The organism is Burkholderia sp. Se-20378 (assembly GCF_017104665.1).
GTDB lineage: Bacteria > Pseudomonadota > Gammaproteobacteria > Burkholderiales > Burkholderiaceae > Burkholderia > Burkholderia lata.
On the sequence record NZ_JAAGPG010000011.1, the window covers coordinates 11985 to 26936 of the forward strand.

Here is a 14952-nt window from a genome sequence, read left to right on the forward strand (position 1 = left end):
GACTACGGAGAGAAAGCAATGAAAGCTCTGCTCGATCTATTCAAGCAAGTCCAACAGGAAGAAGTTTTCGACGCGATCAAGATCGGTCTGGCCTCGCCGGACAAGATCCGTTCGTGGTCGTTCGGCGAAGTGAAGAAGCCGGAGACCATCAACTACCGTACGTTCAAGCCGGAACGCGATGGTCTCTTCTGCGCGAAGATCTTCGGGCCGATCAAGGACTACGAGTGCCTGTGCGGCAAGTACAAGCGTCTGAAGCACCGCGGCGTGATCTGCGAGAAGTGCGGCGTCGAAGTGACGCTGGCGAAGGTGCGTCGTGAACGGATGGGCCACATCGAACTGGCCTCGCCGGTCGCTCACATCTGGTTCCTGAAGTCGCTGCCGTCGCGTCTGGGCATGGTGCTCGACATGACGCTGCGCGACATCGAACGCGTGCTGTACTTCGAAGCATATGTGGTCATCGAACCGGGCATGACGCCGCTGAAGGCGCGGCAGATCATGACCGAAGAGGATTACTACAACAAGGTCGAGGAATACGGCGACGAATTCCGTGCCGAAATGGGCGCGGAAGGCGTGCGTGAACTGCTGCGCGCGATCAACATCGACGAGCAGGTCGAGACGCTGCGCACCGAGCTGAAGAACACCGGCTCGGAAGCGAAGATCAAGAAGTACGCGAAGCGCCTGAAGGTCCTCGAGGCATTCCAGCGCTCGGGCATCAAGCCCGAGTGGATGATCCTCGAAGTGCTGCCGGTGCTGCCGCCGGAACTGCGTCCGCTCGTGCCGCTGGACGGCGGCCGTTTCGCGACGTCGGACCTGAACGACCTGTATCGCCGCGTGATCAACCGTAACAACCGGTTGAAGCGTCTGCTCGAGCTGAAGGCGCCTGAAATCATCGTCCGCAACGAAAAGCGGATGCTGCAGGAAGCCGTCGACTCGCTGCTCGACAACGGTCGTCGCGGCAAGGCGATGACGGGCGCGAACAAGCGTCCGCTGAAGTCGCTCGCCGACATGATCAAGGGTAAGGGCGGTCGTTTCCGTCAGAACCTGCTGGGCAAGCGCGTCGACTACTCGGGCCGTTCGGTCATCGTGGTCGGCCCGACGCTGAAGCTGCACCAGTGCGGTCTGCCGAAGCTGATGGCGCTCGAACTGTTCAAGCCGTTCATCTTCAACAAGCTGGAAGTGATGGGCGTTGCGACGACCATCAAGGCTGCGAAGAAGGAAGTCGAGAACCAGACGCCGGTGGTGTGGGACATCCTCGAAGAGGTGATCCGCGAGCACCCGGTGATGCTGAACCGTGCGCCGACGCTGCACCGTCTCGGTATCCAGGCATTTGAGCCGGTGCTGATCGAAGGCAAGGCAATTCAGCTGCACCCGCTCGTCTGCGCGGCGTTCAACGCCGACTTCGACGGTGACCAGATGGCCGTTCACGTGCCGCTGTCGCTCGAAGCGCAGATGGAAGCGCGTACGCTGATGCTGGCGTCGAACAACGTGCTGTTCCCGGCCAACGGCGATCCGTCGATCGTGCCGTCGCAGGATATCGTGCTGGGTCTGTACTACGCGACCCGCGAAGCGGTCAACGGCAAGGGCGAAGGCCTGTCGTTCACGGGCGTGTCGGAAGTGATCCGCGCGTACGAGAACAAGGAAGTCGAGCTCGCATCGCGCGTCAACGTGCGGATCACCGAAATGGTCCACAACGAAGACACGTCGGAAGGCGCGCCGCCGTTCGTGCCGAAGATCTCGCTGTACGCGACGACCGTCGGCCGCGCGATCCTGTCGGAGATCCTGCCGCACGGCCTGCCGTTCTCGGTGCTGAACAAGCCGCTGAAGAAGAAGGAAATCTCGCGCCTGATCAACACGGCGTTCCGCAAGTGCGGTCTGCGTGCGACGGTGGTGTTCGCCGACCAGCTGATGCAGTCGGGTTTCCGTCTCGCGACGCGTGCCGGCATCTCGATCTGCGTGGACGACATGCTCGTGCCGCCGCAGAAGGAAACGATCGTCGGCGACGCCGCGAAGAAGGTGAAGGAGTACGACCGCCAGTACATGTCGGGTCTCGTCACCGCGCAGGAACGCTACAACAACGTGGTCGACATCTGGTCGGCAACGTCGGAAGCGGTCGGCAAGGCGATGATGGAGCAGCTGTCGACGGAGCCGGTGACGGACCGCGACGGCAACGAGACGCGCCAGGAGTCGTTCAACTCGATCTACATGATGGCCGACTCGGGCGCCCGGGGTTCGGCGGTTCAGATTCGTCAGCTGGCCGGTATGCGTGGCCTGATGGCGAAGCCGGACGGCTCGATTATCGAGACGCCGATTACCGCGAACTTCCGCGAAGGTCTGAACGTGTTGCAGTACTTCATCTCGACCCACGGTGCACGTAAGGGTCTGGCTGATACGGCACTGAAGACCGCGAACTCGGGTTACCTGACGCGTCGTCTCGTCGACGTCACGCAGGATCTGGTCGTGGTGGAAGACGATTGCGGCACGTCGAACGGCGTGGCGATGAAGGCACTCGTCGAAGGCGGTGAAGTCGTCGAAGCGCTGCGTGACCGTATCCTCGGCCGCGTTGCGGTTGCGGACGTCGTGAACCCGGAAACGCAGGAAACGGTGTACGAATCGGGCACGCTGCTCGACGAAACGGCGGTCGAGGAAATCGAACGCCTCGGCATCGACGAAGTGCGCGTGCGCACGCCGCTGACCTGCGAAACGCGTTACGGCCTGTGCGCAGCCTGCTACGGCCGTGACCTCGGCCGCGGCTCGCTCGTGAACGTCGGCGAAGCAGTCGGCGTGATCGCGGCACAGTCGATCGGTGAACCGGGCACGCAGCTGACGATGCGTACGTTCCACATCGGTGGTGCGGCATCGCGTGCGGCAGTGGCTTCGTCGGTCGAAGCGAAGAGCAACGGTATCGTCCGCTTCACGGCGACGATGCGCTACGTTACGAACGCGAAGGGCGAGCAGATCGTCATTTCCCGTTCGGGCGAAGCGATGATCACCGACGACTTCGGTCGTGAGCGCGAGCGTCACAAAGTGCCGTACGGCGCGACGCTGCTGCAGCTCGACGGCGTGACGATCAAGGCAGGCACGCAGCTCGCCACGTGGGATCCGCTGACGCGTCCGATCATCACCGAGTACGGTGGTACGGTGAAGTTCGAGAACGTCGAGGAAGGCGTGACCGTCGCGAAGCAGATCGACGACGTGACCGGCCTGTCGACGCTGGTCGTGATCGACGTGAAGCGTCGTGGCTCGCAAGCTTCGAAGAGCGTGCGTCCGCAGGTCAAGCTGCTCGACGCGAACGGCGACGAAGTGAAGATTCCGGGCACGGAGCACGCAGTGCAGATCGGCTTCCAGGTCGGCGCACTGATCACCGTGAAGGATGGCCAGCAGGTGCAGGTCGGTGAAGTGCTCGCACGTATCCCGACGGAAGCGCAGAAGACGCGTGACATTACCGGCGGTCTGCCGCGGGTGGCGGAACTGTTCGAAGCGCGTTCGCCGAAGGATGCCGGCATTCTCGCGGAAGTCACCGGTACGACGTCGTTCGGTAAGGATACGAAGGGCAAGCAGCGTCTCGTCATCACGGACCTCGAGGGCAACCAGCACGAGTTCCTGATCGCGAAGGAAAAGCAGGTTCTGGTTCACGATGCTCAGGTCGTCAACAAGGGCGAAATGATCGTGGACGGTCCGGCCGATCCGCACGACATCCTGCGTCTGCAGGGTATCGAGGCGCTGTCGCGCTACATCGTTGACGAAGTGCAGGACGTGTATCGTCTGCAGGGCGTGAAGATCAACGACAAGCACATCGAGGTGATCGTTCGCCAGATGCTGCGTCGTGTGCAGATCACCGACAACGGTGATACGCGCTTCATCCCGGGCGAACAGGTCGAGCGTTCCGACATGCTGGACGAGAACGATCGCATGATCGCCGAGGACAAGCGTCCGGCTTCGTACGACAACGTGCTGCTCGGTATCACGAAGGCATCGCTGTCGACCGACTCGTTCATCTCCGCGGCATCGTTCCAGGAAACGACCCGCGTGCTGACCGAAGCGGCGATCATGGGCAAGCGCGACGATCTGCGTGGCCTGAAGGAAAACGTGATCGTCGGCCGTCTGATTCCGGCCGGTACGGGTCTCGCGTTCCACAAGGCACGCAAGGCGAAGGAATCGTCGGATCGCGAGCGTTTCGACCAGATCGCAGCGGAAGAGTCCTTCGACTTCGGCACGCCGAGCGCGCCGGCAGAAGAGCCGCAGCAACACCCGGCAGCCGAGTAAGTGCGGGCGGCGCGAGCCGCCTTGCCTTACCTCGTTGTCACCGAAACCGCCCGGTTCTGCCGGGCGGTTTTTTTTCGTCCGTCGTTTACGCGCATGACGGGCCTGCGCAGCGCCGGCGAAGGTCGCTTGCGAGCGATGTGTCGCCTGACTGCTGGCGCCGCCGCAGCCATTGTGCTGACTGCAGCGTAGCCGCGGCAGGCCCGTCATGCGCACGAACGATTACTGGCCGATTGGCCAAAACCGCACGATTCGCCACGCGTCGCGCGAGCGGGTTGTTAAAATTGCGGTCATCGTTTAGCCGTCCCTGTCCTCATTCATGTCCCGCGCCCTCGAAATCCTCGACGAAGTATTTGGTTATCCCGCATTTCGCGGCCAGCAGGGCGAGATCGTCGAGCACGTCGCTGGCGGCGGCGATTGCCTCGTGCTGATGCCGACCGGCGGCGGCAAGTCGCTGTGCTATCAGATTCCGGCGCTGCTGCGCCGCGAGGCCGGGCAGGGCGCCGGCATCGTCGTGTCGCCGTTGATCGCGCTGATGCAGGACCAGGTCGCCGCACTGAGGGAAGTGGGCGTGCGTGCGGCTTACCTGAATTCGACGCTGTCGGGCGCCGAGGCCGCGGCGACCGAGCGCGCGCTGCGCGAAGGCGAAATCGACCTGCTGTACGTTGCGCCGGAACGCCTGATGACGGGGCGCTTCCTCGACCTGATCGAGCGCGCGAAGATCGGCCTGTTCGCGATCGACGAAGCGCACTGCGTGTCGCAATGGGGGCACGATTTCCGCCCGGAATACATCCAGCTGTCGGTGCTGCACGAGCGATTCCCGTCGGTGCCGCGCATCGCGCTGACCGCCACGGCCGATGCGATCACGCGCGACGAGATCATCCATCGCCTCGCGCTCGACGACGCACGCGTGTTCGTGTCGAGCTTCGACCGCCCGAACATCCGCTACCGGATCGTCGAAAAGGACAACGCGCGTTCGCAGCTGCTCGATTTCATCCGTGCCGAACACACGAATGCCGACGGCACGACGGATGCGGGCGTCGTCTATTGCCTGTCGCGCCGCAAGGTCGAGGAAACGGCCGAATGGCTGAAGGCGCAGGGTGTGCGTGCGCTGCCGTATCACGCGGGGATGGAGTTCGAGGTGCGGCAGAAGCACCAGGAAATGTTCCAGCGTGAGGAAGGCATCGTGATGTGCGCGACGATCGCGTTCGGCATGGGCATCGACAAGCCGGACGTGCGCTTCGTTGCGCACCTGGATCTGCCGAAGAGCGTCGAAGGCTACTACCAGGAAACGGGCCGCGCCGGCCGTGACGGGATGCCCGCGAATGCGTGGATGGCGTACGGTCTCGGCGACGTCGTCCAGCAGCGCAAGATGATCGACGAGTCCGATGCGGACGACGCGCACAAGCGCGTCCAGACGTCGAAGCTCGACGCGCTGCTTGGGCTGTGCGAGACGATCTCGTGCCGCCGCGTGCGGCTGCTGAACTACTTCGGCGAGGAGAGCAAGCCGTGCGGCAACTGCGACACGTGCATCGAGCCGCCGGCTTCGTGGGACGCCACGCGTGAAGCGCAGATGGCGCTGTCCTGCGTGTTTCGCGCGCAGCGCGCAAGCGGCTTCAATTTCGGCTCGAGCCACCTGATCGAGATCCTGCGCGGCGGGCGCACCGAGAAGGTGTTGCAGCGCGGCCACGACCAGCTCACGACGTTTGGGATCGGCGCGTCGCTGTCGGAGCCCGAATGGCGCGCGATTTTCCGTCAGCTCGTCGCGTACGGCTACCTGGCCGTCGATCACGGCGGCTTCGGCGCGCTCGTGCTGACCGAGGCTGCGAAGCCCGTGCTGAAGAACGAAGAGAAGGTCACGCTGCGTCGCTACGTGAAGCCGCAGCGCACGCGCCAGTCGTCGAGCCGCAGCGGTACGCGCGTCGATCCGACGGCCGGCATGGGCACGCGTGAGCGCGCACGGTGGGATGCGCTGCGCGCGTGGCGTGCGGAAACGGCCAAAACGGACGGCGTGCCGGCCTACGTGATCTTCCACGATGCGACGCTTGCCGAGATCGCGCGCAACGCGCCGGAGTCGATCGACGACCTGCGCCATATCCCCGGCATGGGCGTGCGCAAGCTGGAGCGCTTCGGCGACGAGATCATCGGCGTCGTCGAGTCGGCCTGACACAGGCGTTCCGACCCTTCCGGTAAACCACACGTTCGGCAAGCGAATCACGCAAGCCGTTGACTTAGTTGGTATTTCCGGAATATCATGCTGGGTTCCGGTATTCGGTGGGCCGAGTTGCGTTCCAAGGTTCGCACCCGTTTCGCCGGTTCGGAAGTCAACTGTGCGCCGATTCTCGCTTTGCCCGAAATCGATGCGCAGATTTTGTTCAATTTCAGGAATAAACAATGCCAACCATCAACCAACTGGTTCGCAAAGGCCGTCAGTCGGAAACGACGAAGAGCAAGAGCCCGGCCCTGCAGGACTGCCCCCAGCGTCGCGGCGTGTGCACCCGTGTGTACACGACGACGCCGAAGAAGCCGAACTCGGCACTCCGTAAGGTCGCCAAGGTTCGTCTGACGAACGGCTTCGAAGTGATCTCGTACATCGGCGGTGAAGGCCACAACCTGCAGGAACACTCGGTTGTGCTGATCCGCGGCGGCCGTGTGAAGGACTTGCCGGGTGTGCGTTACCACATGGTTCGCGGCTCGCTGGATACCCAGGGCGTCAAGGACCGTAAGCAAGCGCGCTCGAAGTACGGCGCGAAGCGTGCAAAGGCTGCCAAGTAAGCAGTTTTTGATCAGGGATCGCCGTAGGGCGGTCAAGGCGGGAGTGCCGGATTGCCGGTGCTGTCGAGTAAGTGGTCACCCGGCCAAGCTGGTTAGTCGTGAAGATGTGATCGGGTTTGTTGGTGGCCGCGGAGCTGGAACCAGCTCCAACTGAACAAGTAAAGGAAGAATCATGCCGCGTCGTCGCGAAGTCCCCAAGCGGGAAGTGTTGCCGGATCCGAAGTTCGGTAACGTTGATGTAGCCAAGTTCATGAACATGCTGATGCTGTCCGGCAAGAAGTCGGTCGCAGAGCGCATCGTTTATGGCGCATTCGAACAAATCCAGACCAAGGGTGGCAAGGACCCGCTGGAAGTGTTCACGGTTGCGCTCAACAACGTCAAGCCGGTGGTCGAAGTTAAGAGCCGTCGCGTTGGTGGTGCCAACTATCAAGTTCCGGTCGAAGTGCGCCCGTCGCGTCGTATGGCATTGGCGATGCGCTGGCTGCGTGAGGCTGCGAAGAAGCGTAGCGAGAAGTCGATGGCCCTGCGCCTGGCAGGTGAACTCTCCGAAGCGGCCGAAGGCCGTGGCGGCGCGATGAAGAAGCGCGACGAAGTTCACCGCATGGCAGAAGCCAACCGCGCGTTCTCGCATTTCCGTTTCTAAGCGCCTGGCTGGGCTTTTAGCGGAAATAAATTCCGGGCGGGTGCGCTTTTCAGGCGCCTCGCCCGTTTGTGTTGAAGCATGATGCAGCAGCGCTGCATCGTGTCATCCCAGTAGAGGATCAAAGTGGCTCGCAAGACTCCTATCGAGCGCTACCGCAATATCGGTATTAGCGCTCACATCGACGCCGGCAAAACGACGACGACCGAGCGCATTCTGTTTTACACCGGTGTGAACCACAAGATCGGTGAAGTCCACGACGGCGCGGCCACGATGGACTGGATGGAGCAGGAACAGGAGCGTGGCATCACGATCACGTCCGCTGCTACCACCGCCTTCTGGAAGGGCATGGGCGGCAACTATCCGGAACACCGCATCAACATCATCGACACCCCGGGCCACGTCGACTTCACGATTGAAGTCGAGCGCTCGATGCGCGTGCTCGACGGCGCGTGCATGGTGTACTGCGCAGTGGGCGGCGTGCAGCCGCAGTCGGAAACGGTGTGGCGCCAGGCGAACAAGTACAAGGTGCCGCGTCTCGCGTTCGTCAACAAGATGGACCGTACCGGCGCGAACTTCTTCAAGGTCTACGACCAGCTCCGTCTGCGCCTGAAGGCGAACCCGGTTCCGGTCGTGGTGCCGATCGGTGCGGAAGAAGGCTTCAAGGGTGTCGTCGACCTGATCAAGATGAAGGCGATCATTTGGGACGAGGCATCGCAAGGTACCAAGTTCGACTACGTCGACATCCCGGCTGAACTCGTCGACACGTGCAATGAATGGCGTGAAAAGATGGTCGAAGCGGCTGCGGAGTCGAACGAAGACCTGATGAACAAGTACCTCGAAGCAGGCGAGCTGTCGGAAGCCGAGATCGTCAAGGGTCTGCGCGACCGTACGATCGCGTGCGAAATCCAGCCGATGCTGTGCGGTACCGCGTTCAAGAACAAGGGCGTGCAGCGTATGCTCGACGCCGTGATCGATTTCCTGCCGTCGCCGGTCGACATCCCGCCGGTTACGGGTGAACTCGAAAATGGCGAGAAGACGGAACGCCGTGCGTCCGACGACGAGAAGTTCTCGGCACTCGCGTTCAAGATCATGACCGACCCGTTCGTCGGCCAGCTGATCTTCTTCCGCGTCTACTCGGGCGTCGTCAATTCGGGCGACACGCTGCTCAATGCGACCAAGGACAAGAAAGAGCGTCTCGGCCGTATTCTGCAGATGCACGCGAACCAGCGTGAAGAAATCAAGGAAGTTCGTGCAGGCGACATCGCTGCTGCGGTCGGCCTGAAGGAAGCGACCACGGGCGACACGCTGTGCGATCCGGCACATCCGATCGTGCTCGAACGCATGATTTTCCCGGAGCCGGTGATTTCGCAGGCCGTCGAGCCGAAGACGAAGGCTGACCAGGAGAAGATGGGCCTGGCGCTGAACCGTCTCGCTCAGGAAGATCCGTCGTTCCGCGTGCAGACCGACGAAGAATCGGGTCAAACCATCATTTCGGGTATGGGCGAGCTCCACCTCGAAATTCTGGTCGACCGGATGAAGCGCGAATTCGGCGTGGAAGCGACCGTCGGCAAGCCGCAGGTGGCGTACCGCGAAACCATTCGCAAGTCGGCCGCGGACGTCGAAGGCAAGTTCGTCAAGCAGTCGGGTGGTCGTGGTCAGTACGGCCATGCGGTCATCACGCTCGAGCGCAGCGAACTGGGCAAGGGCTACGAGTTCGTCGACGCGATCAAGGGCGGCGTGATTCCGCGCGAATACATCCCGTCGGTTGACAAGGGTATCCAGGAAACGCTGAAGAGCGGCGTGCTGGCAGGCTTCCCGGTTGTCGACGTGAAGGTCACGCTGACGTTCGGTTCGTACCACGACGTCGACTCGAACGAAAATGCGTTCCGCATGGCCGGTTCGATGGCGTTCAAGGAAGCGATGCGTCGTGCGGATCCGGTTCTGCTCGAGCCGATGATGGCCGTGGAAGTGGAAACGCCGGAAGACTTCATGGGCAACGTGATGGGCGACCTGTCGGGTCGTCGCGGCATCATCCAGGGTATGGATGACATGGTCGGCGGCGGCAAGATCGTGCGCGCCGAAGTGCCGTTGTCGGAGATGTTCGGCTATTCCACGTCGCTGCGTTCGCTGACGCAGGGTCGCGCAACGTACACGATGGAGTTCAAGCACTACGCTGAAGCTCCGAAGAACGTTGCAGAAGCGATCATCAGCGCGAAGACGAAGTAATTCGTTATCACAATCGATTATTTTTGAAAGAAGAGAATCATGGCAAAAGGTAAATTCGAGCGGACCAAGCCGCACGTGAACGTTGGTACGATTGGTCACGTTGACCACGGCAAGACGACGCTGACGGCAGCGATCACGACGGTTCTGACGAAGAAGTTCGGCGGCGAAGCGAAGGCATACGACCAGATCGACGCGGCACCGGAAGAAAAGGCGCGCGGCATCACGATCAACACGGCACACGTCGAGTACGAAACGGCTAACCGCCACTACGCACACGTCGACTGCCCGGGCCACGCTGACTATGTGAAGAACATGATCACGGGCGCAGCGCAGATGGACGGCGCGATCCTGGTTTGCTCGGCAGCTGACGGCCCGATGCCGCAGACGCGTGAGCACATCCTGCTGGCACGTCAGGTTGGCGTTCCGTACATCATCGTGTTCCTGAACAAGTGCGACATGGTGGACGACGCTGAACTGCTCGAGCTGGTCGAGATGGAAGTTCGCGAACTCCTGTCGAAGTACGACTTCCCGGGCGACGACACGCCGATCGTGAAGGGTTCGGCAAAGCTGGCGCTGGAAGGCGACACGGGCGAGCTGGGCGAAGTGGCGATCATGAGCCTGGCCGACGCGCTGGACACGTACATCCCGACGCCGGAGCGTGCAGTTGACGGCGCGTTCCTGATGCCGGTTGAAGACGTGTTCTCGATCTCGGGTCGTGGTACGGTTGTGACGGGTCGCGTTGAGCGCGGCATCGTGAAGGTCGGCGAAGAAATCGAAATCGTCGGTATCAAGCCGACGGTGAAGACGACCTGCACGGGCGTTGAAATGTTCCGCAAGCTGCTGGACCAAGGTCAAGCAGGCGACAACGTTGGTATCCTGCTGCGCGGCACGAAGCGTGAAGACGTGGAGCGTGGCCAGGTTCTGGCGAAGCCGGGTTCGATCACGCCGCACACGCACTTCACGGCTGAAGTGTACGTGCTGAGCAAGGACGAAGGCGGCCGTCACACGCCGTTCTTCAACAACTACCGTCCGCAGTTCTACTTCCGTACGACGGACGTGACGGGCTCGATCGAGCTGCCGAAGGACAAGGAAATGGTGATGCCGGGCGACAACGTGTCGATCACGGTGAAGCTGATCGCTCCGATCGCGATGGAAGAAGGTCTGCGCTTCGCAATCCGCGAAGGCGGCCGTACGGTCGGCGCCGGCGTCGTCGCCAAGATCATCGAGTAATATCGGCGATCCGCGGATCCCGACGGGGTCCGCGATTCCCGCGGTATGCAGTTCGTACCGTCGAAACCGGGTGTCCAGCTTGCGCTGGCACCCGGTTTTGTTTTTCCGTCACGCCTGAAGCGCGGGACGAGAAACTCGCACCATCGCTCCAGAATTTCGTGTAGAATCGCGGGCTTAGCAGTGGAAGTACCGCAAGGAACCTGATGTCTCGCTCCCCGCAGGCGTCAAGTTTCACGTTCTTTTAGTGTCCGGCGATGCAACATCGCCTCGCTCTTTCCAAGGAATCGTCATGCAGCAACAGAAAATCCGCATTCGCCTGAAGGCATTCGACTATCGTCTGATCGATCAATCGGCTGCCGAGATCGTCGATACCGCGAAGCGGACTGGCGCAATCGTCCGTGGCCCGGTGCCGCTGCCGACGCGCATTCAGCGTTTTGACATCCTGCGTTCGCCGCACGTCAACAAGACGTCGCGCGATCAGCTCGAAATCCGTACCCACCAGCGCCTGATGGACATCGTCGATCCGACCGACAAGACGGTTGACGCGCTGATGAAGCTCGACCTGCCGGCTGGCGTCGACGTGGAAATCAAGCTGCAGTAAGGCTTCCAGCGCCGTTCGGCTTGCCGGGTGGTGCTAAGTCTTTGATTGCTTGCGGAAAACGCGAAGTCGGGCTATAATGCTTGGCTTTTCGCGTATTCGCGTAAAAAAGTTGGGCCTTGCGTGCCCGGCATTTTGTAAATCAGCCCCGACCAATCGCAGTCGGGAATGGAGAAAATGATGAGCCTTGGACTCGTAGGTCGCAAGGTTGGCATGACCCGTATCTTCACGGCGGAAGGGGATTCGATTCCCGTCACCGTGCTGGACGTGTCGGACAACCGCGTGACGCAGATCAAGACTGTTGAAACCGACGGCTACACGGCCGTGCAGGTTGCATTCGGCTCCCGTCGTGCCTCGCGCGTGACGAAGCCGCTGGCAGGTCATCTCGCCAAAGCCGGTGTCGAAGCCGGTGAAATCCTCAAGGAATTCCGCATTGACGCGGCCAAGGCAGCTGAGCTGTCGAATGGCGCCGTGGTCGGTGCTGATCTTTTCGAAGTGGGCCAGAAGGTCGACGTGCAAGGCGTGTCGATCGGTAAGGGCTACGCCGGTACGATCAAGCGTTACAACTTCTCCTCCGGCCGTGCTACGCACGGTAACTCGCGCTCGCACAACGTGCCGGGCTCGATCGGTATGGCGCAGGATCCGGGTCGTGTTTTCCCGGGTAAACGCATGACGGGTCACATGGGTGACGTGACGGTGACGGTGCAGAACCTCGAAATCGCTCGTATCGACGCAGAGCGCAAGCTGCTGCTCGTGAAGGGTGCGATTCCGGGCGCGAAGGGCGGCAAGGTCTTCGTGACGCCGGCCGTCAAGACCAAGGGGGCGAAATAATGGAACTCAAGCTCCTGAACGAAAATGGTCAGGAAGGTGCAGTGGTCAACGCATCGGACGTCGTGTTCGGTCGTGACTACAACGAAGCGCTGATCCACCAGGTCGTCGTCGCTTACCAGGCGAATGCTCGCCAGGGTAACCGCGCACAGAAGGACCGTGAGCAAGTCAAGCACACGACGAAGAAGCCGTGGCGCCAGAAGGGTACGGGCCGCGCTCGTGCCGGTATGTCGTCGAGCCCGTTGTGGCGTGGCGGTGGTCGTATCTTCCCGAATTCGCCGGAAGAAAACTTCTCGCACAAGGTCAACAAGAAGATGCATCGCGCAGGTCTCTGCTCGATCTTCTCGCAGCTGGCCCGTGAAGGCCGTCTGTCGGTCGTCGAGGACATCATCCTCGAAGCACCGAAGACCAAGCTGCTGGCCGAAAAATTCAAGACCATGGGTCTCGACTCCGTTCTGATCATTACGGATACGGTTGACGAAAACCTGTACCTGGCATCGCGCAACCTGCCGCACGTGGCAATTGTCGAGCCGCGCTACGCTGACCCGCTCTCGCTGATCTACTTCAAGAAAGTGCTGGTCACGAAGGCTGCGGTCGCCCAGATCGAGGAGTTGCTGTCATGAGCGAGATTCGCAAGAACGATCATCGTTTGATGCAGGTCCTGCTCGCACCGGTGATCTCGGAAAAGGCGACGCTGGTTGCCGACAAGAACGAGCAAGTCGTGTTCGAAGTCGCACCGGATGCCACGAAGCAGGAAGTGAAGGCGGCTGTCGAGCTGCTGTTCAAGGTTGAAGTTGATTCCGTCAACGTGCTGGTTCAGAAGGGCAAGCAAAAGCGCTTTGGCCGTTCGATGGGCCGCCGCAAGGACGTGAAGAAGGCGTACGTTTGCCTGAAGCCCGGCCAGGAAATCAACTTTGAAGCGGAGGCCAAGTAATCATGGCAATCGTTAAAGTTAAGCCGACATCGCCGGGTCGCCGCGCGATGGTCAAGGTGGTCAACAAGAACCTGCACCAGGGCAAGCCGTTCGCGGCACTGCTCGACTCGCAGAGCTCGACCGCCGGCCGTAACAACAACGGCCGTATCACCACGCGTCACAAGGGTGGTGGTCACAAGCAGCACTATCGTATCGTCGATTTCCGTCGCACGAAGGATGGCATTCCGGCAAAGGTCGAGCGTCTCGAGTACGACCCGAACCGTAGCGCGAACATCGCGCTGGTGCTCTACGCAGACGGCGAACGTCGCTACATCATCGCCCCGAAGGGCCTGACCGTCGGCCAACAGCTGATGTCGGGTTCGGAAGCGCCGATCCGTGCAGGCAACACGCTGCCGATCCGCAACATTCCGGTCGGTACGACGATCCACTGCATCGAGATGCTGCCGGGCAAGGGCGCGCAAATGGCGCGTTCGGCTGGTACGTCGGCCATGCTGCTCGCACGTGAAGGCGTCTACGCGCAGGTTCGTCTGCGTTCGGGCGAAATCCGCCGCGTGCACATCGAGTGCCGTGCAACGATCGGTGAAGTCGGCAACGAAGAGCATAGCCTGCGCCAGATCGGCAAGGCTGGCGCGAACCGCTGGCGCGGTATCCGCCCGACGGTGCGTGGCGTTGCGATGAACCCGGTTGATCACCCGCACGGTGGTGGTGAGGGCAAGACGGCTGCAGGTCGCGATCCGGTTAGCCCGTGGGGTACGCCGGCTAAGGGTTATCGCACCCGTAGCAACAAGCGCACGACGACGATGATCGTCCAGCGCCGTCACAAGCGTTAAGGAGTAGGCAATGGCACGTTCTGTTAAAAAAGGTCCGTTCTGCGACGCCCATTTGCTGAAGAAAGTTGAGGCGGCTGCAGCTTCGCGCGACAAAAAGCCGATCAAGACCTGGTCGCGTCGCTCGACGATTCTGCCGGATTTCATCGGCCTGACGATCGCTGTTCACAACGGCCGTCAACACGTTCCGGTGTACATCTCGGAAAACATGGTCGGCCACAAGCTTGGCGAGTTCGCACTGACCCGTACGTTCAAGGGTCACGCAGCCGACAAGAAGGCCAAGAAATAAGGGGCAATCAAGATGGAAGTGAAAGCAATTCATCGCGGTGCCCGCATCTCGGCGCAAAAAACGCGCCTTGTGGCTGACCAGATCCGCGGTTTGCCGGTCGACAAGGCGCTGAACGTTCTGACGTTCTCGCCGAAGAAGGCGGCTGGCATCGTGAAGAAGGTTGTGCTGTCGGCAATCGCGAATGCGGAGCACAACGAAGGCGCCGATATCGACGAGCTCAAGATCAAGAGCATCTACGTCGACAAGGCTGCATCGCTCAAGCGTTTCACCGCGCGCGCCAAGGGCCGCGGTAACCGCATCGAGAAGCAATCCTGTCACATCACTGTGACGGTCGGGAATTAA

The 14952-nt window shown here is 61.3% G+C and carries 13 protein-coding genes; all 13 read left to right on the forward strand.

The window, feature by feature from the left end; genetic code table 11:
• Window positions 1–18: 18 nt before the first annotated feature.
• The 13 genes from rpoC to rplV all read left to right on the forward strand — a co-directional run bounded on the left by rpoC (window position 19) and on the right by rplV (window position 14952).
• Window positions 19–4263, forward strand: a complete 4245-nt coding sequence (gene rpoC / locus G3N93_RS03265; protein ID WP_174939869.1) for a DNA-directed RNA polymerase subunit beta' — start codon at window positions 19–21, stop codon at window positions 4261–4263.
• A 316-nt stretch (window positions 4264–4579) separates the two neighbouring features.
• Window positions 4580–6427 carry a DNA helicase RecQ gene (recQ, locus tag G3N93_RS03270; RefSeq protein ID WP_206132269.1) on the forward strand — a complete coding sequence of 616 codons (1848 nt, stop codon included), beginning with the start codon at window positions 4580–4582 and terminating at the stop codon, window positions 6425–6427.
• A gap of 227 nt (window positions 6428–6654) precedes the next feature.
• Window positions 6655–7035 carry a 30S ribosomal protein S12 gene (gene rpsL / locus G3N93_RS03275; RefSeq protein ID WP_006400662.1) on the forward strand — a complete coding sequence of 127 codons (381 nt, stop codon included), beginning with the start codon at window positions 6655–6657 and terminating at the stop codon, window positions 7033–7035.
• A gap of 172 nt (window positions 7036–7207) precedes the next feature.
• Window positions 7208–7678: a 30S ribosomal protein S7 gene (gene rpsG / locus G3N93_RS03280; protein ID WP_006477195.1), complete on the forward strand. Its 471-nt coding sequence runs from the start codon at window positions 7208–7210 to the stop codon at window positions 7676–7678.
• A 123-nt stretch (window positions 7679–7801) separates the two neighbouring features.
• On the forward strand, window positions 7802–9904 hold the full coding sequence (gene fusA, locus G3N93_RS03285; RefSeq protein ID WP_011350673.1) for an elongation factor G: 2103 nt from the start codon (window positions 7802–7804) through the stop codon (window positions 9902–9904).
• A gap of 39 nt (window positions 9905–9943) precedes the next feature.
• Entirely contained in the window at window positions 9944–11134 is a 1191-nt protein-coding gene (tuf, locus tag G3N93_RS03290; RefSeq protein WP_011350666.1) for an elongation factor Tu, read from the forward strand.
• A gap of 289 nt (window positions 11135–11423) precedes the next feature.
• Window positions 11424–11735 (forward strand): 30S ribosomal protein S10, encoded by a 312-nt coding sequence (gene rpsJ / locus G3N93_RS03295; RefSeq protein WP_004199280.1) that lies wholly within the window; start codon window positions 11424–11426, stop codon window positions 11733–11735.
• Window positions 11736–11912: 177 nt separating this feature from the next.
• The gene (rplC, locus tag G3N93_RS03300; protein WP_006482922.1) at window positions 11913–12563 is read left to right on the forward strand and encodes a 50S ribosomal protein L3; all 651 of its coding nucleotides are present in this window, start codon (window positions 11913–11915) and stop codon (window positions 12561–12563) included.
• On the forward strand, window positions 12563–13183 hold the full coding sequence (gene rplD, locus G3N93_RS03305; RefSeq protein WP_011350675.1) for a 50S ribosomal protein L4: 621 nt from the start codon (window positions 12563–12565) through the stop codon (window positions 13181–13183). The genes rplC and rplD overlap by 1 nt, the downstream gene beginning before the upstream one ends.
• Window positions 13180–13494, forward strand: a complete 315-nt coding sequence (gene rplW, locus G3N93_RS03310; protein WP_004199275.1) for a 50S ribosomal protein L23 — start codon at window positions 13180–13182, stop codon at window positions 13492–13494. Before rplD ends, rplW begins: the two co-directional genes overlap by 4 nt.
• Window positions 13495–13496: 2 nt before the next feature.
• Window positions 13497–14324: a 50S ribosomal protein L2 gene (gene rplB / locus G3N93_RS03315; protein ID WP_006482900.1), complete on the forward strand. Its 828-nt coding sequence runs from the start codon at window positions 13497–13499 to the stop codon at window positions 14322–14324.
• Between the two features lie 10 nt (window positions 14325–14334).
• Window positions 14335–14610, forward strand: coding sequence for a 30S ribosomal protein S19 (rpsS, locus tag G3N93_RS03320; RefSeq protein ID WP_004199273.1), 276 nt, complete (start codon window positions 14335–14337; stop codon window positions 14608–14610).
• Between the two features lie 12 nt (window positions 14611–14622).
• A complete protein-coding gene (gene rplV / locus G3N93_RS03325; protein ID WP_004199272.1) occupies window positions 14623–14952 on the forward strand; it encodes a 50S ribosomal protein L22 in 330 nt (109 codons plus the stop codon).